Raw genomic sequence first — 20448 nt, 5'->3', positions numbered from 1 at the left:
ACCGCTCATCACTAAGTAGCGTCCGCAGATACCAACTCTCAACCCCTCACCTAAACCCGAAACTGCTCCATCAATCCTTGTTGGTGATTAGCCAACTTGTTCAACGACTGACTTATCTGCGCAGACTTTTTCGACTGATCGGACAACGACTCAGTGACATCACGTATGGACGCCACATTCCGAGTCACCTCTTCAGCGACAGCGCTCTGCTCCTCTGCCGCGCTGGCGATTTGCAGGTTCATGTTATTGATGATCGAAACCGCGTCGCTGATACGCAGCAGTGCCGTCACTGCTTGTTCGACCTGCCCTGCACTGCCCTGAGCCTGTTGGTGATTGTTGTTCATTGCGCTCACTACCTCATGAGTACCACGCTGCAACCTCTCAATCACCAAGCGCACCTCCTCGACGGAGTCTTGTGTTCGCTTTGCCAACCCTCTCACTTCATCGGCAACAACAGCGAAACCCCGGCCGGCATCCCCCGCCCGCGCGGCCTCGATGGCAGCGTTCAGCGCCAATAGATTGGTTTGCTCGGCAATCGCACGTATGACATCCAGTACAGAACCAATTTGTCCGCTACTAGCCGCCAGACCCTCGACTTCTCTTACCGCAAGACTCATGTCTTTAGCCAAACCATCTATCATGTGCGTGGTTTGCTCTATAACCGCAAGACCATCTGAGGTCGCCTGCTCCGCACCTCGGGCAGCTTGAGCAGCCTGTGCCGCGCTATTGGCCACGTCATGAGCTGTGGCACTCATTTCCTGCGACGCCGTGGCCACCTGTTCGATTTCCCTGAACTGGTGCTCCATGCCTGTACTTGTTTGCTCGGACAGTGTCGCTGATTGGTCTGCCGTAATACGTGCATCATGCACCGACGCCTTCACGTCACGGATTATTGGTTGAAGTTTGTCCAGGAAGCGATTAAACCAACCTGCCAACTGACCCAATTCATCACTGCCTTGATAGCTTAAACGCTTGGTTAAATCGCCCTCACCGCTCGCGATATCGCGAAGCATACTGGAGACACCCAAGATCGGCTTACTGACGCCACGGGCGGTCAACCACAGCACAACCAAACCAAACAGAGCCACGCCTGCGGCAAGGCCTGTTTCCCATAGAGCTCCGGTGAGGGTTCGCTCATCCAGTTCTTGATGCAGAGCAAGCGCAGGCTCCAACAAAATTGCTCGCGGAACCTCTATGACCAGTCCCCATGGCTTGCCTTCAGGAATCACATTCAGCGGCTCCAAAATGCGTAAGCTGGTCACCGTATCAATAGCCTGAGACTTACCGGAGCTCAGCATCGACAGGAGGCTGGTTCCGCTCTCCTTGACGCTATCCAATGTCCGGCCTAGGGAACTTGGATTATGACTGTCGCCAGCGATTAGTCCTGCAGAGCTGACTATTCGCAATGTTCCCCTACCGTCATACAACTGCTTGCTTCCATCCAGACTGAGCTGTTGCAGGCGGCTCAAGCTGATATCCGCGCCGATGATCGCGACGACTTTGCCTTTTTCGATCAAAGGAAAAGCAAGGGTGGTCATCAGCAATGGCTGGCCAGACGTGTCGTCGAAATAAGGATTGAGCACGCATGGTCTAAAAGTTTGCTCTGGGCAGCTATACCATGTGTTGAACGGAGTTCCATCCAACATTGGCGTGGTATCCGCAATGATTTTCTCGGGTACAGCCATGTAACTGTCCGTGGAATCCTTCTGACTCCAGTAAGAAGCAAATCGCCCTCTTTCATTACTTCCAGAGTTTGGCTCATCCCTAAAACGCGCATCCTGGCCATCCAGTGCGTCAGGTGCGAACACTACGTACAAGTTCAGTAACGAGGGATTAGCTTTTAGGCCGTCGTGGACCAACTGATTCAGATCCTTGCGCAACTCTCGGGGATCGACCTCATGCTTGGTAGCCTGATCGCGTAGCTGTTGGACTTGTCTGGTGAATTGGTTGCCGTAGTGATAAATATCCGAAAAAAATCGCTGAGTAGTCTCAGCTTGCTGTTGTCCACGAGCCTCCATACGTGCACGCGCAGCAGCCTCAAGCATTTGCGAATTAGCTGATTTTACGAGTTCCAGGCTGGTATTCATGCGATACAGGGAAGTACTAACCAACAGCACTACGGTGCAAAGTAAACAAAATCCTGCTAATAACGTGATTTTCCACTTGATGGAGACGCGCGCAAAACGCATAGATACCTCCCCGTGCCCGGGACATTTTTATTGTGGGGTCAAGCCAGTCACATAACGTGACTACTCTCCGATTGATATTTCTGCGCGAGCAAAAAGCTCATCAGCTAACGCGTTTTTCAGCGCCAAAGAAATCGCAACGCGCTCCCATTAAGGAGAGAGCTTCCTTGAACTCTAGAGCGCGCCCTTCCTCCATGAGGATACTGGCTAAATACCCAGCCACGCGAGCGGCTCCCAAGCTGGCCCCAGCCATGCCCGTTCCGCCATATTCGGGAGAGTTACTCCAGGCTCCGAACAAACGAGGCCCTAGGCGCGAAAGTTGTTCCCACTGACATCTCGCGTCGCCAGTACCACCAATCACACTATCGTAACCAGCCGGATAACAAGCGATACCTCGGGCCGGACTAGCCGCAACAATCAGCACCTTCTGCTTATTGGCACTATGGATTGCCTCGCGTAAAGACGCACGATCAGCAGCTAATCCCAAGCTCATGCAGATAATGTCCACACGATCAGGCGGTGGTCGTGAAACAAACCAATCGACGGCCATCGCGACCTGAAGAGCTGAGGTAACTGGCCGTTCGTGAAACACCTGTGCATGAGTGATCACAACAGCACTACAGCTTTTGCGAATCACCTCAGCGACTTTAGTTCCATGTCCCAGCCGATCCGGCACGCACGGCTCGACGACGCCACCGGCTCGAAAAGCCAGAGAACCTTCGATTTCTGTCAAAGGTCCTCCGCTATCAATTACGCCAATACGAATGACCATTACTGAACCGTGAACAACCGCAAGGCCGAGTTGTTTGACATGTTTGCATTACCAGGAAGCTTCAACTCTCCCACTTTTTCCAATGTCGCACCGTCATAGACAAGTAAATCGCCGCCTGCGCCACCAATCCAAACATATTTATTATCAGAACTAACAACTACAGAATAGAACGTATGAGGAAGATTTACCTGCTTGAGAGGTTTACCTCCATTGGCCAAATCGAAAGATTGCAGCACATTATAAACGGCATACGCACGTTTGTGATCCGGGCTAGCCGCCATCGAAAAATAGATTGTTTGCGTTGGCTCTATGTCGTTCATTTGTATCTTCCCTTGTTTCAGATCAAGGGTAAGCAGACCTGTTTGAAATGCATCCGGGGAAGCTGGATCTTTATTACGTAGCTTTACATAGTACGGCGCAATCATGAGTTGAGAGTTATCGTATTGATACCATACATTCAACATATCCGGAGGAAAGTGGTCCTTTTGCGACCATTTTTGAATGGGCAATTCCTCCAGTTGTCTTCCAGACTCAGCGTCGAATACATACAAGTCTTTTCCGAGAGCAAAGATTTTTTTGCCGTCAGTCGAGTACATTAGCATTGTGACTTGACGAGGAGCTGGCGCTGTAAATTTCAACGTCAATGTTTCTGCATCGTATAACGCGATACGCGTGGGCTGGACCTTGAACTCGTTACGAAGATGTTTAACCGGGTTCTGATAAACGGCGATAGTTTTGCCATCCGGTGAGAGATTCATTCCCCAGGTAGCCCACACACGCTCATCCGCCTTGCTCATATCCAGACGGAGCAGATTTTTCCCTGTTTCCATATCCATCTTGACAACACTTTGACCGCCATTAGCCAGTACATATACATATTTGGCATCAGGGCTTACCGCAGAAACAATCGGCGTAGCGCCGCTATTTTCCACAACAAAATTTTTTAATATCTGCCGATTATCCATATCAACAATGAAAACTTTGTCAGGGTGTGCAACAACTGACAAGAAATCTTTGGCGATGACAGGGGTGGCGCCCATTGCACCGACCATCGATAGCGCAGCGAAACATATTGATTTTATCATTATTATTAGCCCTTAGATTCGGGGAAAACGGAATTCAAATTACGCCAATCCTGAGTGGGGTCTGCAGTATCCTTACCCCAGTTAGGATAAGTGGACATCGTGTCGGGTACTTGTGCTGGCCACCAGCAGGGGTCAGAACAAGCGTACAGATCTGCTTCCATCGGTTGACACAGGTTGGAAACACCACCAAACCCGTCGATCTCCCATCCCGGGTCAAAGGAAGTTGAACATCCGACCAGGGCATTCATTGCCACAACTTCTTCCTCACGACCTTCGGCGTGGGCTTCGACAAAAATCTTGGCCTTGGCATTGGCTGGGGTGAGATGTTTCATACTTTGGCGCTCCGTGGTTCGATATGATTACGGAAAAAACTAGGATTGTTTTTCATGATTCGCACGTAAGATTCGATTCCGAAATCAACCCAGTCGCGCAGCAAATCGCAGTAGTGATAAACAGGAGCAAACGGGTCACCTTGTTTCGCATAAGATTCGTGATAACACCCTCCCGCACAAATTGAGCGAATTCGACAGGTTTTACAGCCGAAACTACTACGATCTTGAGCGCCCTCAATGAACGCAGCTAATTTCGGAACATCGATACCGCGATCCACGTTGCCGTAAGTCGGTTGGTCAGACCCAACGAAGCGATGGCATAAGTGGAGGTCGCCATCCTTGTCGACAGCCAGCAGTCCCAAGCCGGCACCACAGGGCACTACTTTTTTAGTACCTTGAGCGATATCTGTTAATAACTGGTGCATATTTGAGAAGCCGATATTTTCACCACGGCAGGCCGCTTCGACATACCGCCGACCCAACGTTTTCATGTCGTTGAACACTTGCTTCAAAGCATCGTTATCCAAGTTAAACGATGCGATTGGACCTGAAGTAGCTGGCCCAAATCCAACTTCAGCAAAACCCAAATCATTTTTCAGATGATTATGGATGCCGAGCACATCTGTAACTCCCCTGGTAAGCGTCACGCGGACACCTACAGCGCGTGCGGTATATCGCGAGAGCAACATACGTACCTTGCGCGCCACCACGTCATAAGTTCCGTTTCCGCCCACCGTAATACGGTTTGCATCATGCATAGCTTTTGGACCGTCCATGGATACAGTTATGCCAAAGCGATGCTCGTTGAGCCAATCAACCATCGACTCAGTTAAAAGAGTGCCATTAGTGGTTAGTGAAAAATCAATTTTCTTGCCCTCCTCCGCGGCTCGAGCTTCGGCATAGGGAACCATTTCGCGTATAAGCGCATAGTTGGAGAGTGGTTCACCACCAAAAAAAACGAGATTGACCTGGTCTCGATTTTTGGCCTGTTTAAGCAACATCTCAAACGAAGCCTTGGCTATATCGAAGCTCATCTTCACGCCCTTGGAAGGGGTCGTGAGGTCTTCTTTGTAGCAATAAGTACAGGAAAGATTGCAGCCTGTATTCACATTGAGAACGATTGTCGAAAGCGGAATTTCTTCGACTTTAGCAATAGCACGAGGTAATTCTGGTGAGCCGGTCTCACGCAAAATATCCAGATCGATAAAACTACTGACACACTCCGCAAGGCTCTCGACGGAATGCCGCGAACCAAGTTCGGTGCGCATGACATCGCTGTCAACGCGGTCGATGCGACTGAATAAGTCATATACATCGCGCCCCACCCCATCAAGCTCGAAAAGGCTGCTACTGGGGACATGCATCATCATCGCATGACCATCCACATTGATTTGATGCGCGTTATGTCGAATAAGAGTAAGCGCTGTCATGGGAGCCTCAACGAATAGGGGTGTCGACGAAACGCTGGACGGTCACATAGAGGTGAGCCTCGCCCGGCAGAGGTTTGCCGTTATCGTCAACTGTGGCGATTACCTTGAGATTGCCAAGGTTGTTGGTGGACATCGGCCGCTCAGGATTGAGACCGGCGTCCGCCGGAGTGAAACGGCCGTTTTGCTCGATGGAGCCTGCGTACTTGGAGTCCTGCATCTTGGCGGCGCCTTCGTCCCAGTTATCTACGGCCCACGATGCGCTAAATGTACCAACACGAATGTCGTCATCCGTTCCTGGTTTCCGGTCAGCTCCGTTCAGGAAGCCTACTGCCTCAAATTGCGCGGGAACCTTTGCGATAGGACCGCCATTGCCACCCACCCGGGCGATAGTTTGTTCAGGCTCTACGCGAACACCGTCAAGCTTTGAAAAGACCACGAGCGGCGCACTTGCCTTGCCGACGCCGACCTTCACAGCCCCCAGTGCTTTTTCTGCGGAAAGCTTCAACACGACCTTGGTATCACTCTGAGAAACAACTGTTCCTGCGACACCCTTCGGCAGAACCGGCTTACCGGACAAGCCTACGCCGACAAGCGTGATCTCACTCTCACCGCCAGTTCTGAGGTAAGAAGGACTAACAGAAAGAATGCGAGCCGGCGCATTGGCTGGAGAAGCTGTCAAACGCCCGCCAATAACTTCATTGGATTTTTCGAACCAACGACCTGAGAGTGATCCGTCGGCATTCAAAGCAAACACCTGACGAATTTCCTGCTTGCCGTCGCTTAACGTAGCACGCCACTCCCCCTCCCCCAGCAGCACACCCCGTCCTTGATAGGTTGTAGCGCCGTCCTTGTTGTCAATTGTCATTGAAACATCGTAGCCCTCCTGCGCAGGCTTCAATGACAGTACTCCAGAATAGTCCCCGCTTCCTGGCTGGTGACCTGCGACAATCCAACTCTCACCCAACTTGGTATCCGCTGCCTTGGGAGCCTGACCTAGCGGGTAGTTTTTTGCCAGGAATGGCAAGACCTGGCCATTGACATATGTCCACCAATCTCGGTCACGCGCCATTGCCTGAAGTTCTAGTGTCGGGAATTGCCCAAGGTGGAAGTTGAGCAGTTTTTCCCAGTCTGCTGGGGTTCGCCGTTGTAACGCGACTCGAGCATAGGAGTGACATCTCGAGCAGGTCTCGGTCATCATTTGATTGGGCGCCACGTCCACCGCTACCGGTTCCTTTTCCAGGATGTAACGCCGCCCCTCTGTTTCCTTCACGCTCAATCCGCGCGTCTGGGCTAGATACTTCACTACCGCCGTACGATCATCCTGACTTAGCGGAACATGATGATTGCGCATCATCCGAACTACAGTCATATCCCAAGCTTCTGGCGTTTTTCGCACAGCGTCTATGCGCTCCAAACTACCGTCTGCCGCGATATGGCAAGCAGCACACATAGTCTTTACAACCTGTTCCCCTGTCTGCGCTGCTGCGAACGGGGCAATAGCGAGCGCCAGGACGGTACTACACGAGATGAACGCAAGTCGGCGGAGTGGTTTCATCGATCAGAATTCCTCTGGCTCTTCACAAGGGACGGAGCCCATGCTGGCTATTTTCTTATGATGGTGACTTAAGTTTTTGTAGTTATGGCACCAAAACCCAAGGTAGGTTGCGGGCGCCTGTTCGATCAAATACACATTTCGTGCCATCACATATAACTATCTGTTTAATATAGTTTTTTTATAATTTTGTCTGACATCAACTGATGCGAGTGGTCGATTTCTGAACACAGTGTTCAATCCAACAAATACACCGATACAGTCTAATATAGTCTCAAGACAGACTTGCGGTACTACAACACTCAAGACGAGGGCGCAAAGCTTTCAGGTGATTTCGATAACCGCGCTGTTGGCATCATGACTGCCCTGCGTAAAGCCGCTCACACCTTCACCTTCGCTTACCAGCGCATGAGCGGCGACGATGCCTTCCCGCTACTCAACGGTTACGCGCCCCAACCCTTCTTGGTGAACTGGTCAACCATTGCGTTTTACAAGGCCGGAGAGCGCTCCTGGCAGGCGCGCTACGACTATGACTTCGTTGCTATGGGGCTGCCTGGGTTGAAATTCATGACGCGCTACCTGCGCGGTACGGATATTGATCGAGGCCAGGGCTTAGCGGACAACGTTGAAAGCGAAACCAACTTTACTATGTCGTATGTCATTCAGAGCGGCCCACTACAGGGGGTGGCGTTTGAGGGACGTAACATCAAAGTCAAAACACGATACGGCGCAGACTTCGATGAGAACCGCCTGATCACAAGTTACACCTGGAAATTCTGGTAACCCGCGCGGCGACAGCACAGCCGTTGCTGAAGCTAGTCGCCGACGCCTTAGCGCAAAGAGATGCGATCATGGGAATCGAACTGTTGAGTGACCGTAGCAAGGTCTTTGATAAAGCTGATCCCCACATGGTTTCTGCCTATGTGAAGACGCATGTTGGACACCACGAGATATCCCTATCCCAGCCTGGCAACCACGCGATGCTCAGCCACCGCCGACTCGCCGATCTAGACCTCTGCCATATCAGCTATGGGAGCTTGACCAGGGTAACTTCTAAATCCCTTCGAGATAAATACCACCTGCAGATCATGCTGCGTGCTGCCTGCCTGCAACGGGAAACGACCCAGCAACGTACACTCCTTGCCGGCGACCTGGTGGTAATAAATCCCCACGACCCGGTCGATCTAACGTACTCGAAGGACTGCGAGAAATTCATCCTCAAGATTCCGGTGGCGTTGCTGGATGTAGTCTGCAACGAGCAGCACTGGTCTTCTCCCAGAGAGGGGCTGCGTTTCGGTAGCCAGTCTACAAGCTTGAAGAGATTCAAGGGTTCGCTCAGTTGTTAAGCCTTGTCTGTCGTGAGGTAGAAATGGAGGACAATCTGTGGCCGGTAGAGAGGCACTATGTCCAAATCATCGCTCGCAAGGTGCTCACCTGCTTGGCGACAAATTTAGACTTCCAAAGCATAGATAGTCACACACCCTCGCTTCAGCGGGTCATGAACCACATCGAAATGAACCTGAAAAACGAGATAAGCGCTCAGGCTTTAGCCAATTTGGCCAACATGAGCTTGCGCGGCCTGTACCTATTGTTCGATCAGCAGGTCGGAGTAACGCCGCGACGGTACATCGTGAGGAGAAAACTGGAGCGGATCCGGGCTGCATTACTCAACCCCGACTACCAAGTGCGTAACGTGACAGAGCTGGCAATGGATTATGGCTTAACGCACTTGGGCAGGTTTTCGGCTGAGTACAAGGAGCAGTTTGCAGAACTACCTTCCCAGACCTTCAAGCGAAGATCGCAGGTTTAGTAGAGAGGAATGCCCCGGGGCCACAAATTCGGGCCCAGGGCCGCTTCATTTAAGTTAAGTAACGCTCGATTTCTTTCTCCCGCCAGATGATACCTACGCCCGGCAAGTCAGGTATCACTGCATTACCATCCACGAACTCGAGCGTCGGTTCAATCACGCTACCCGCGAGATCCAGACGCTCCAGCCAATGCGCAGTAGGTGATGCTGCTAGTAAGTGCGCACTTATTTCCTGGAAGAGGTGACTGGACATCGGCAAGCCGAATTGCTGTGCCAGTGCACTCGCTCGCAGCCAGCCAGTGACACCGCCAATCTTCATGGCATCCGGCATAGCCAACCGGCAAGCACCAGCATTCAGCGCCTTGAACATATCTTCAGCGCCAAGCCAATTTTCCCCCATCTGAACAGGCACATCCAATGCACTTTGAATGCGCTGATGGCCTGCATAGTCGTACTGCAGCGTTGGCTCCTCGATCCAAGCAACGCCCAGTTCCTGCAGAGCCCGGCCACGTTTTATCGCGGATGGGACGTCCAGACTCTGGTTATAGTCAACCATGATGTCGAAATCGTCGCCCACGGCGTTGCGAATACTGCGAACCACTGCAAGATCCTGGGTGAGCGTTGGATAACCGATTTTGGTCTTCACCGCGCGAAAACCAGCTTCCGCTGCGGTAACTGCACGTTGGGTTGCCAACTTCTCGCCATCCAGGCTGTGACTGTCGTATGTAGGTACCGGACGCGGGGTAGCACCGAGCATTTTCACCAAAGGCATCTTGTGAGCTTTTGCCAAAGCATCCCATGCAGCCATATCGATGCCAGCGGCCGCCATGCGGATCAGCCCCGTGTAGCCAGCAAGGCAAAAGCGTTTGGCCAACATGGATTCGAGGTCTAAGGGTGCCAGTGGTTGATTCACGATCAACTGCGCCATGTCATCCAACAATTGCTTGAGTGACTTCAGCGCCACCGGAGTATAGGCAAACAGATAAGCGTGTCCGACTACTCCAGCGCTAGTTGCCAGGTCTATCAGAACTAACGGAGCTGTTCCCACCGTTCCGACAGCGGTGTGAACTGGATACGACAGCGCCACGTTGATGGCGCGAGTACGCAGATTTGTAATCAGGATGTCGCTCATACGTGTGATCCTTTGACGCGAGATGACTTGATGGAAAGAGGTCGAGCACCTCCATCGTTTTGAAGAAATACCGGAGAGAGCGATGCGATAGAAGGGCAGCCGATCTGCGCTAGGGTGCGATCGATATCTGCCTTCAGCAGTCCCAATACCTCGTCGACACCGACCTCCCCACGTGCTGCCAAGCCATACAGGGTGGCGCGTCCAAGCAACACTGCTTCAGCCCCCAAAGCCAGAGCTTTAACGATATCGGAGCCTCGACGAAATCCACTGTCGATCAACACTGGTTTGCCGGTCATAGAAACTGAATCAGCCAATGACTCCATGGGCGATACTGCGCAATCGAGTTGGCGGCCCCCATGATTGGAAAGAATCACTCCGTCAGCGCCTTCAGCGATGCAACGCTGTGCATCCTCGGCGCTCAACAGCCCCTTAACTAAGAGCTTGTGAGGCCACAGATCTCGCAGCCAGCACAACGCTCGCCAATCGAAGCTTGAATCCATCTGCCGGCTCATCAATGCGGCTTGCATCTCAAGGCTTGATGTCTGACTGCTGACGAAATTGGCCAATTGGGGCATTCCGTGGCGAAGAAGATCGAATGACCAACGTGGGTGCAGACAGCCGTCGATTATGACTTTAGGGGTGTAGCTCATCGGCATTTTGAATCTGTTGCGAAGATCCCGTTCGCGGTAACCATTGACGGCGACGTCGGTGGTCAGAACCAATGTGGTGTAACCGGCGTGCAATGCCTTGAGAACCATACCTTGGGCTACTTCGCGATGGATCACATAGAGCTGGAACCACAGCTCACCATCACACTGGCGTGCGAGATCTTCGATCGAAATGTTGGAGGCAGTAGAAAGGACGAACGGAATGCCGGCTTTGGTCGCGGATTTCGCTAAGGTCAGGTCACCATTTGGCCAGAGTGCCCCGTTCAGGCCAGTCGGCCCGATGAGCAACGGCATAGCCTGACGCTTTCCAAGTATTTCAGTCCGCAAGTCGCGGCGGCTGACGTCTACCAACCGCTGAGGTTTGAACCGCCACTGTTGGAAAACGGAACGGTTGTGCTCAAGACCATGCTCATCTTCAGCACCTCCTTCAAGGTAATCGAACACCGTTTTGGGCAGGCGCTTTTGGGCCAGCCGGCGATAGTCCTCGACACTGAACAAATTTTGTTGAGTCATAATCTGGCACTCACTTAGCAGGGCTAGTGGTGCTGACCTCAATCAGCACCGGCTCCTTGGAAGCCAAAGCTTCGGTAAGAGCACACTGTAGTTCCTGCACTGTCCCGGCCTTCAACGCGTGGACACCATAACCTTTGGCAAGCGAGCAGAAATCAATGCCTGGCACGTCCAGCCCCGGAACATTTTCCGCTTCGAGCACTCCGGCAAACCAGCGCAAAGCACCATAGGTGCCGTTGTTCATGATCACAAAGATGGCGGGAATGTTGTATTGAGCCGCAGTCCACAGCGCGCTGATGCTGTAGTTGGCCGAGCCATCACCGATGACCGCGATGACTTGCCTGCCTGGTTCGGCCAATTGCACCCCAACAGCCGCTGGCATAGCGAAACCGAGTCCACCAGCGGCACAGAAGTAGTAACTACCGGGGTTACGCATATTGAGGCGTTGCCACATCAATGCGGTGGTCGAGGTTGATTCGTTGAGGTAAATGGCATCTGTCGGAGCCATCTCATTGAGCGTGTCAAATACAGTTTCTGGTCGGAGCGCTCCCACACCCTGCTCCACCGCCTCTGGCTCGGTAATTGTGGGTGGCAGCGGGTTGTTTCTTTCGCAGACTCGGGCGGCTAGTGCCGAAGCCATGACCCCAATATCGGCCACGATTGCATCGCCCATCGGGGCCCGCGCGGCTTCGAGCGGATCGCATGTTACAGAGACCAAGCGCGTCCCCGGCATGAGGTACTGTCCTGGATCGTATTGGTGATACCGGAACACTGGAGCACCGAGCACCAACACCAGATCGTGGCCTTCCAGGAACTGGGAAACAGCTGCGATACCCGCAGGCAGCAACCCCCTGAAACATGGATGACGTGTAGGGAATGGACAGCGTGGTGCGGAAGGAGCGACCCATACAGGTGCCTTAAGACGTTCGGCCAAGGTCACGCAGTCGGCGTTTGCATTGGCAGCATCCACGTCCGGCCCAAGGACAATAACCGGATTAGTAGCATTGCTCAGAGCGCTGGCAAGTCTTTCCAGCTCCTCATCATTCACACGTACGGCAGAGCTGACGTTTCGATCAAACAGGTGGTGAGACTGCGGATCTGTTTCCTTATCCCAATCATCGTAGGGAACGGAAAGATAGACCGGCCCACGCGGAGCCATGCTCGCCATATGAATGGCTCGGCTAACTGCATGAGGTACCTCCGCGGCGCTGGCCGGCTCGTAGCTCCATTTGACTAAAGGCCTGGGAAGGTTGGTTGCGTCGACATTCGTCAACAGCGCCTCCACACCAATCATCGCCCGTGTTTGCTGACCTGCCGTAACGATCAGCGGCGAATGCGAGTTCCATGCGTTGCTCAATGCCCCCATCGCATTGCCGGTGCCTGCCGCGGAGTGCAGGTTGATGAAGGCTGGCTTGCGACTGGATTGTGCATAGCCATCAGCGATACCAACAACAACCGCCTCCTGAAGGGCGAGGACGTATCGAAAGTCCTGTGGGAAGTTTTTAAGAAAAGGCAATTCATTGGAACCAGGGTTGCCAAAGACCGTATCAATGCCCTGACGACGAAGAAGCTCATAGGTTGTGCTATGTACCGAAGCCATGGCGATTTATCTCTTATCAAACGATGAGTCCCAAGATAGAGCTGATGTTTAAATAGATCAAATAGATACTTTTTTGTATTGTTTATAGACAATACTTATATTTATTTAAGCCGAGGCTAGGCGTGTTAAGCAGCGCCTCCTTGCGGAGTTATCGAGGGAAATAAATTCGTACGGCCTTACCAGGGATCGCGCTGCCAAGCCCATCAGTTTGAGTACCACGACTCGATAAAGTGGCGTGGCCCGCATGCCGATGGCATTGTATGAATGCAGGGATGCTCTTACTGAATACCGCTCGAAAGATGTGCAACGCAGATCCGGAGTACCAAGCATAAGTCTGCCGGCTGACTTATCAAAAAATGACGGTTTACCGGTAGGCATTGAATTCGATGGATTGCCAGTAAACGATAACCAGCTTCTAGCTATTGGCGAACGTGACGCGAGAGGACTTTAGCCAACCTTTACTGTAAAGACTGTGGCCTATTCAGACCACAGTCAAATCACTTAAAATACTTTAGTGAAGCGCAGGTTCAAACGGCTATCTTCCTTAAGCCCCTGCTCGACATCAATATCTTTACCAAGCTGCGCCTGTAACTGCACTGTTGGCTCGATAAAATATGTGAGAGTCAGTCGCGCATAGGTAGCACGAATTTCGTCTTGCTGGTCAACACCGTCTATTGAGTTTTCAGCACCCCTGATATGCCCCACCCCAACTGCGAGAGCCGTCGCCTCATTTACATTATATCTCAAACTCGTTTGATACTCGTAACGCGCTCGCTGCTCAGACTTCGAATTGTCAGGGCCATAATCATCATTGTTCGTCGCCCAGGTAACATCCGCCGCCCCATCCAGCGCCCATTTATCCGAGAAATGGTGGCTATAGACGCCCTGCAACACAAATTTCCATCGGTTATCACCCAGATTTAAGCTTCTGTCGTTATCATAATCCCCCGTGGGCAAATATATGAATGGAGCGATGGAAAAAATATCTTTATTTTGCGTAGGAAGTGTCCAAATGAAAGGAGCTCCAAGTATCAGATCCCCCACACCGGTGGTTTGCCCTAGCGCCTCAATATCACCAGACGCATGCAGATGCCCATAAGGCAAAATAAACTGCGGCTGAACAACTAAATTATCACCCAGACCAACAGAATGGATCAAACGCAATAGTGCGACATCAGATCGAAACTTGGAATTATCTGAGACTTTGTCTCCGCCCCGGTAGAACTCCGTTCGCTCAGCATGTTGAAAGTAAGTTAAAAAAGCTGTCATGCCCGCCGGTATCGGCTCATAATCACCAGGAGCAATTTCCAACGCATATATCGGCTTGGAAACGAAAGCAGCAATGAGGAGCAAGCAGGACTTGTATTTATTAGACATCGGCCAGTTCCTAAAAATAGCTGTGCAAGGCGAAAAAGCGCACACTTAGCGTCACACCAAATACCCTATTATTTGACAGAGGTAATTTGCCCATATGTTTTGCAATAATGAACAAATCACTGCGATCTCAGCGTGCCTATCGATTTAAAAATCATAACTCTTGAAAGTGCACTGCTGCCTGGGGTTCATTACTTGTCGCCTGCTGGCTAAAATCAGGGTCGACATGCACTACGGGCGTTTTAGGACTGCGATCCAACAGCAAGCGAGTAACATCCGGACGCGAATAATGACCCGCAGGATCAGCCGCGGTTTTCGCAAATATCCGGGCGCCCGGATCCAATGTTGCGTAAAGAATTCCCTCTTCGTTTTCGGCAAGTGGCGTTGCGAGGTCGCTTCCATCAGGCCCAATGATACGGGAGTAGCCCCCTCCAGCTTGAAGCAGCGCATGCTTGTTCTCATCGGAGCAAAGCATATCGATCATAGTGGGCGAAACAAGGGCGCAGGAAGCTAAAACAAAGCACTGCCCTTCTACGGCATAAATACGTGATGCTGCCACGTTAACTTCAGGCCCCAGCGCGGCTGTCGCATGACGATAAATACTGAAGCTGGGCCAAGCGGCACAGTGGATTTCTTCGTTTTGAGCGTATAGTGCATATTTTGATAACGGTTGCAGATGCTCCCAGCAACACAGCCCCCCAAGATTTCCCAATGGTGTCTCGTAGACGGACAAAGAGGCACCATCTCCCTCGCCAAATAACGTTCGTTCAACGAAGGTTGGCTTGAGTTTCCTGCGAGCGCCAATAGTTTCGCCGTTTTCGTCAATGAACCACTGCCCCATGTAGAGAGTGCCGTTCACTCGTTCACTAGTTCCAAGCACCACCATAATACCTAACCGCTTGGCTGCATCGGCGATACGCTTCGCTTGAGGGCTATCCATCTCTAAAGAGTTTTCATGGTATTGGCGCACGAATTGCATTCCCCATGCTGGAGAATCAAGCCAAAGGAACCAGGGATAGCCAGGAATCCAGGTCTCTGGAAACGCAATGAGGCGAGCGCCGTTATGTGCCGCTTCTTCCATCAGTCCGATGGTTTTTTCCACAGTACCTTCAAGATCCAGATACACAGGCGCAGCCTGCACGCAGGCAACCTTGATAGCTTGTTTCATGGGGTACTCCTCTTTGTTGTTGTGTGCCATGACGATACTGCCGCGCCATCGCTCATCAGTAGGACGAGGAGGAACAGATATTTGGACGTAGAAGAAACCGAGCAGCACTTGCACTGCTTCTCCGGGTATATTGGACACACAAACAGCTAAATGAGGTCGTATTTATGTATCGCTTCGATACAGGCCATGTCCGCTGTCATGAGCGAACGTCTTACTGGCAAGAGTCGGTTTGCGACACCTTCGTATCATTGGAATGCCGACCGCACCAAGCGGACAGCTTCTCAGGTCGTCTGGTGATCCAGCCTTTTTCGGATATCAACCTGGTTGATGTAACCGCTACCGGGCAAACTGTGTTGAGGACTCGGGAGCGGATTGCGCGTAGCGATGAAGAGTTCGTGCTGGTCAGCCTCGCGCTGGGCGGTAAATGCATAATTACCCAAGGTGGACGCGAGGCGGTGCTCGACGCTGGTAGCTTTGCCGTTTATGACACCCGCCACCCCTATGAGTTGCGTTTTGAGGGAGAATTTCGGCACACGGTGGTACAGATTCCCCGAGCAATGATGCAAAGCCGTTTGACGGGCCTTGAATACCTCACCGCAATCCCTCTTTCCAGAGCAAATACGCTGGAACGCATAACCTTCGATTTTCTTTTGGCCTTAACTGACTTACGTGAACATACGGAGTCTAGACGGTTACAGTTTCAAGATCAGGCACTTGATTTACTCTCGAAATCGTTAGCAGATCGTGGACGTACCTCCGTACCAGACAATACGCGAGGGACCGCTTTGCTTTTCCGTATCAAAGAGCATGTCTATTCCTATCTAGCGGATAGCGAGATGTCATTATCCAGTGTCGCGGCCTACTTCGGGGTTACACCACGCTATGTAAACAGCCTTCTACACCATGAAGGTAGCTCTTTTGGGCGGTTCGTTCTGGCTGCTCGGCTGGAGCGGTGCGCCCGAGCCATGAGCCAGCTTGAACAGAGAAACAAACAAATTAGTGAAATCGCGTATCAATGGGGCTTTTCGGACATGGCTTACTTTAGCCGAGCATTCAAAATCCGTTATAACCTTTCGCCAAGGGACTACAGGCGCGAGAGCGAGCGCCTGGATCAAGTCAGATAAAACAGCACAGCAAGCTCATAGAGTATGTCTTTGCTATGTGAGCACTGGGAGTGTCTGCGAGAAGAAGGGAGGATTGTAGCTAGGTGGCAACTAAAACAACGGCCATACCCAGTTGATCGTCGCAACGATATTCTAATAATGAAAAATTCGGTAACCACCGAGTTGTTGCGCCACAGCAATAACTCGGCGTTAAAAGCACCCTCTTTACTATGTTCTTATAGCCGCTCTATTCGAGCCTCAGTTTACGATAAACAGTGCCGCGTGCAATGCCTAGCTGCTGTGCAGTAGCTTTCACATTGCCATGATTGGCATCCAGCGCATCTTGAATTTTCTTTCTTTCAAATTCTTTCAAAGATTTTTCACTCCGTTTACAGTCAGGCTGCTCCAAGCCAGGAAAGTGTTCAGGAAGGATCACGAGCCCTTCGCCAGCCAACGCTACTGCGAGACGAATAGCTTGTTCCAACTGCCTGATATTTCCGCGCCACTCCTGATGCTTAATAAGCTCCCACGCATCAGGATGTATTGCACCTGCTTGATAACGTTGAGTCAACCTGGAGATAATGCCATCTATATCCTGCCGCTGACGGAGGGCTGGAATATTAACTTGCAGGCCATTAAGTCGGTAAAAAAGGTCTTCTCTGAAACGGTGATCTTGAATGAATTTTTTTATGTCGCAGTGTGTCGCGCTAATTACCCTAACGTCCACCGGATGGCGCTCGGAACTACCAAGACGGGTGACCTCCCTTTCCTGCAATACACGAAGTAACCGAGTCTGCAGATTGAACGGCATATCACCTATTTCATCAAGCAATAGTGTTCCACCATTCGCTTCTTCAATACGTCCTCTGGTACCTCCTCTGCGCGCACCAGTAAACGTTCCCTCAACGTAACCGAATAACTCGGATTCAATGAGGTGTTCAGGTATCGCAGAGCAGTTAATGGCTATAAATGGAGCGCCAGGGTTGAACGAGTCATGAAGCGCCCTAGCGAATACTTCTTTCCCGGTGCCCGTCTCTCCCTGCAAAAGTATAGGAATGCTTGCTGCAAACGCTTTTGAAGCCATACTAAATTGTTGGTTTAGCGCTGAATCTTGTCCAATTTCATGAGCCGAATGGCGTGCACGAACAGGCGCTTTGGAGGAACTAGGGAAAGATAAAGACTGAGCATAAACTGAAGAGCCGTCATTCAAAGCTATGAGGCTTGGCGCATTTACAATTATAGACTGGGGACCACGTTCGAAAAAATTTTCCCAACTCAACGAAGATTCAAATATCGTCGAAGCATCAATGCCCAGTATTTTTTTCGCAACTTTATTAGCCGCGCAAAATTTTCCATCCTGATCAAATGCGACCAGACCTTGAAATGGAGTTCCGATCAATCGGGCATCAAATTGCAGCGCTACGATCTGACAGTCTAACAAACCCGAATACAACCTACTTTCGATAGCCATCGCCGCGATTTTAAGCTGCTCTAAAACAGCAGACGCATTCCGCTGACCAATGCCCGTAATATCAATCGCGCCAACCAACTCCCCGTGCACCCCGAAAACCGGAACTGATACACAGAAAAAATTTTCAAACTCTTTTAGATAGTGCATACCTCCGCAGACGATAAAAGGCTGCTGCTCATAAAGCGTGCAACTTGGAGCAGTAGTTCCAATATCTATTTCATTGACACGTTTTCCCACTTTCAGCGGGTCTACAACGTCTGGCGCGGACGCGTGTTTGGCATAAACGATGACGCCCTCGGGATTGACACAAAAGAGCGCCCAATCTTGCCCTCCAAATATTCCCCATAATCTGTCTAGCTCGGGCTGAGCGCAGGCGGCTAACCGTGCATCCAGTTTGCTCAATTCGTGGGCGCGCAAGCGTCCGGTCAAACGCTTATCCCAAGGTGTCAAGCCTGCTTTTCTGGACCGTTCCCATGAGCTGGCTACAGCTGGCGGCAACAAATCCGCTGGCAGCGAATGTCCATCCAGAAAGCGACGCCGCACCTCATCAAGGCCATGCATATCTCTAATATTCATGTGCTGACCACTCGTAATCTTCCCCAACACTCTCAGGTGTTTTTATCATCAATGGCAACAATTCACATATAATTACATCACATAAAAAAACGCCCGTTTAGAACGGGCGAGTTTTTCTTAGCATTACCTCAATCGACGTGAGATCATCTCTCATTTATAAAACATAAGGAGTCGCTTCGTCTTTGATGGTCAGCCACTGCCATTGCGTGAACTCCTCCCAATTCGCAGCCCCCCCAACACTCGTACCATTTCCAGACGCGCCCCAACCACCGAACGGATTTACCACTTCGTCATTTACCGTCTGATCGTTGATATGGAGCATGCCGGTACGGAGCTTGTCACCAATTTTGAGTGCCCGCCCAACATTCGAGCTGATAATGCCGGCAGCCAGACCGTACTCCGTGTCGTTAGCGAGCCGTATGGCATCTTCATCAGAGTCGAAGGGCACAACAACTGCCACAGGCCCAAAAATTTCTTCACGAAACGCCGGGTTATCCGGTTTGACGTCGCTGAGCACTGTAGGCTGGAAGAACAGTTCCTCGTAGCGACCTCCAACTTCGAGTTTCGCACCCGCCTGCTGAGCTAGATTGACTATTTTAGCGACCTGATCGCGTTGATGGGCATTAATGAGTGGGCCTAAAGAAACCTTTGTTGTTGCAGGATTACCTACGGTGAGCTTACCGACCTTGGAGATCAGTGCTTTGAGAAAAGCAGGATAAAGACTGCGCTGTACCAGGATTCGACCGGTGGCCATGCAGATTTGCCCTTGATGGAGGAATGCTCCCCAAATGGCATTGGCAACTGCGAGGTCTACGTTTGCGTCATCTAGAATGATTAATGAGTTCTTGCCGCCTAATTCCAATGACACCTTTTTCAAATTGCGGCCTGCCGCTTCACCCACCTTTCGACCCGCGGCGGTTGATCCGGTGAATTGGATCATAGCGACATCTGCTGATTCAACCAACGCAGCACCCGCGTCGCCTGCACCAGGTAGAACATGCAGGACGCCTTTTGGCAGTCCCGCAAGCTCAAACAAACGGCCGATGAGCAACCCACCGCATACTGCGGTGCGCGGATCCGGCTTAAGCACAACGCTGTTTCCAACGGCCAGAGCAGGCGCGACCGAACGCATGGCCAAATAAAGCGGGAAGTTGAACGGGGAGATGACCCCTACGACACCCAGCGGCCGGCGCCGGGCTAAACTGAGGCGACTGGTTCCTGGCGCATTAGGCAATACATCACCCTGACTCTTGCCTGGCATCATGGCGCTTTCATGCAACGCTTTGATCGTCACGCGAGCTTCAAACCCAGCCTTCAACTGAGTCGAACCACTTTCTTTAACCAGCCATTCGACAATTTCACCAAAGTGCAATTCTGCGATATCAGCCGCCTTACGCATGATTGCAGAACGCTCTTCATAGGAGGTACCAAACCATTCCGCCTGTACTTCATGAGCTGCACGGGCAGCAGCTGAAGCCGCCGCGGCGTCAGCCATACCGATACAACCCAACGATGTACCTGTTGCGGGCTCTATAACCTGACTTACATTAGGCGAAATGTTTTTCCAAGTACCGTCGAAAACACAGTTATTCCAGAGCTCTTCTGGCAGAAACTTTGAAGTTTTATTCATGACTTTACCTATAAAATTATTCTTGGATAGTGCGCTGCGCCAGCAACTCCTT

The 20448-nt window shown here is 51.4% G+C and carries 13 protein-coding genes and 4 pseudogenes; 3 read left to right on the top strand and 14 right to left on the bottom strand.

The window, feature by feature from the left end:
- Nucleotides 1-50 precede the first annotated feature (50 nt).
- The 7 genes and pseudogenes from ACIO0C_RS18600 to peaA all read right to left on the bottom strand — a co-directional run.
- Nucleotides 51-566, bottom strand: a pseudogene (locus tag ACIO0C_RS18600) (methyl-accepting chemotaxis protein); the annotation flags it as partial.
- A gap of 342 nt (nucleotides 567-908) precedes the next feature.
- Nucleotides 909-2018: pseudogene (locus tag ACIO0C_RS18595) on the bottom strand (HAMP domain-containing protein); the annotation flags it as partial.
- A 271-nt stretch (nucleotides 2019-2289) separates the two neighbouring features.
- Nucleotides 2290-2958 carry a S8 family serine peptidase gene (locus ACIO0C_RS18590; protein ID WP_401314386.1) on the bottom strand — a complete coding sequence of 223 codons (669 nt, stop codon included), beginning with the start codon at nucleotides 2956-2958 and terminating at the stop codon, nucleotides 2290-2292.
- A complete protein-coding gene (peaD, locus tag ACIO0C_RS18585; RefSeq protein ID WP_401314384.1) occupies nucleotides 2958-3998 on the bottom strand; it encodes a quinohemoprotein amine dehydrogenase subunit beta in 1041 nt (346 codons plus the stop codon). Before peaD ends, ACIO0C_RS18590 begins: the two co-directional genes overlap by 1 nt.
- Before the next feature lie 50 nt (nucleotides 3999-4048).
- Entirely contained in the window at nucleotides 4049-4375 is a 327-nt protein-coding gene (gene qhpC, locus ACIO0C_RS18580) for a quinohemoprotein amine dehydrogenase subunit gamma (RefSeq protein WP_126588088.1), read from the bottom strand.
- Nucleotides 4372-5805: a quinohemoprotein amine dehydrogenase maturation protein gene (gene peaB, locus ACIO0C_RS18575; RefSeq protein ID WP_401314382.1), complete on the bottom strand. Its 1434-nt coding sequence runs from the start codon at nucleotides 5803-5805 to the stop codon at nucleotides 4372-4374. The genes qhpC and peaB overlap by 4 nt, the downstream gene beginning before the upstream one ends.
- Nucleotides 5806-5812: 7 nt before the next feature.
- Nucleotides 5813-7360 (bottom strand): quinohemoprotein amine dehydrogenase subunit alpha, encoded by a 1548-nt coding sequence (gene peaA / locus ACIO0C_RS18570; protein WP_401314380.1) that lies wholly within the window; start codon nucleotides 7358-7360, stop codon nucleotides 5813-5815.
- Between the two features lie 264 nt (nucleotides 7361-7624).
- On the opposite strand from peaA, the pseudogene ACIO0C_RS18565 reads away from it, so the two are divergent.
- A pseudogene (locus ACIO0C_RS18565) lies at nucleotides 7625-8140 on the top strand (OprD family outer membrane porin); the annotation flags it as partial.
- Between the two features lie 68 nt (nucleotides 8141-8208).
- A pseudogene (locus ACIO0C_RS18560) lies at nucleotides 8209-9167 on the top strand (AraC family transcriptional regulator).
- Nucleotides 9168-9216: 49 nt separating this feature from the next.
- On the opposite strand, the gene ACIO0C_RS18555 reads toward ACIO0C_RS18560, so the two are convergent.
- The 5 genes from ACIO0C_RS18555 to ACIO0C_RS18535 form a co-directional block, all read right to left on the bottom strand.
- Nucleotides 9217-10296 (bottom strand): enolase C-terminal domain-like protein, encoded by a 1080-nt coding sequence (locus ACIO0C_RS18555; protein WP_401314378.1) that lies wholly within the window; start codon nucleotides 10294-10296, stop codon nucleotides 9217-9219.
- A complete protein-coding gene (locus ACIO0C_RS18550) occupies nucleotides 10293-11477 on the bottom strand; it encodes an alpha-hydroxy-acid oxidizing protein (RefSeq protein WP_401314376.1) in 1185 nt (394 codons plus the stop codon). Before ACIO0C_RS18550 ends, ACIO0C_RS18555 begins: the two co-directional genes overlap by 4 nt.
- 10 nt (nucleotides 11478-11487) lie before the next feature.
- Entirely contained in the window at nucleotides 11488-13074 is a 1587-nt protein-coding gene (mdlC, locus tag ACIO0C_RS18545; RefSeq protein ID WP_401314374.1) for a benzoylformate decarboxylase, read from the bottom strand.
- A 501-nt stretch (nucleotides 13075-13575) separates the two neighbouring features.
- Nucleotides 13576-14451, bottom strand: coding sequence for a transporter (locus ACIO0C_RS18540; protein WP_401314372.1), 876 nt, complete (start codon nucleotides 14449-14451; stop codon nucleotides 13576-13578).
- Nucleotides 14452-14602: 151 nt separating this feature from the next.
- A complete protein-coding gene (locus ACIO0C_RS18535; RefSeq protein WP_401314370.1) occupies nucleotides 14603-15616 on the bottom strand; it encodes a carbon-nitrogen hydrolase family protein in 1014 nt (337 codons plus the stop codon).
- A 164-nt stretch (nucleotides 15617-15780) separates the two neighbouring features.
- On the opposite strand from ACIO0C_RS18535, the gene ACIO0C_RS18530 reads away from it, so the two are divergent.
- Nucleotides 15781-16740, top strand: a complete 960-nt coding sequence (locus tag ACIO0C_RS18530) for a helix-turn-helix domain-containing protein (protein ID WP_401314369.1) — start codon at nucleotides 15781-15783, stop codon at nucleotides 16738-16740.
- 226 nt (nucleotides 16741-16966) lie between these two features.
- On the opposite strand, the gene ACIO0C_RS18525 is transcribed toward ACIO0C_RS18530, so the two are convergent.
- Both ACIO0C_RS18525 and ACIO0C_RS18520 read right to left on the bottom strand, forming a co-directional pair.
- Nucleotides 16967-18766: a sigma-54-dependent Fis family transcriptional regulator gene (locus ACIO0C_RS18525; protein ID WP_401314367.1), complete on the bottom strand. Its 1800-nt coding sequence runs from the start codon at nucleotides 18764-18766 to the stop codon at nucleotides 16967-16969.
- A 154-nt stretch (nucleotides 18767-18920) separates the two neighbouring features.
- On the bottom strand, nucleotides 18921-20396 hold the full coding sequence (locus tag ACIO0C_RS18520; protein ID WP_401314366.1) for a benzaldehyde dehydrogenase: 1476 nt from the start codon (nucleotides 20394-20396) through the stop codon (nucleotides 18921-18923).
- Between the last annotated feature and the right edge of the window lie 52 nt (nucleotides 20397-20448).

This window comes from Pseudomonas sp. NPDC087336, from assembly GCF_044744285.1.
Lineage (GTDB): Bacteria > Pseudomonadota > Gammaproteobacteria > Pseudomonadales > Pseudomonadaceae > Aquipseudomonas.
Note: the sequence above shows the minus strand (reverse complement) of the source record. Positions and strands in the feature narration are given on the sequence as shown.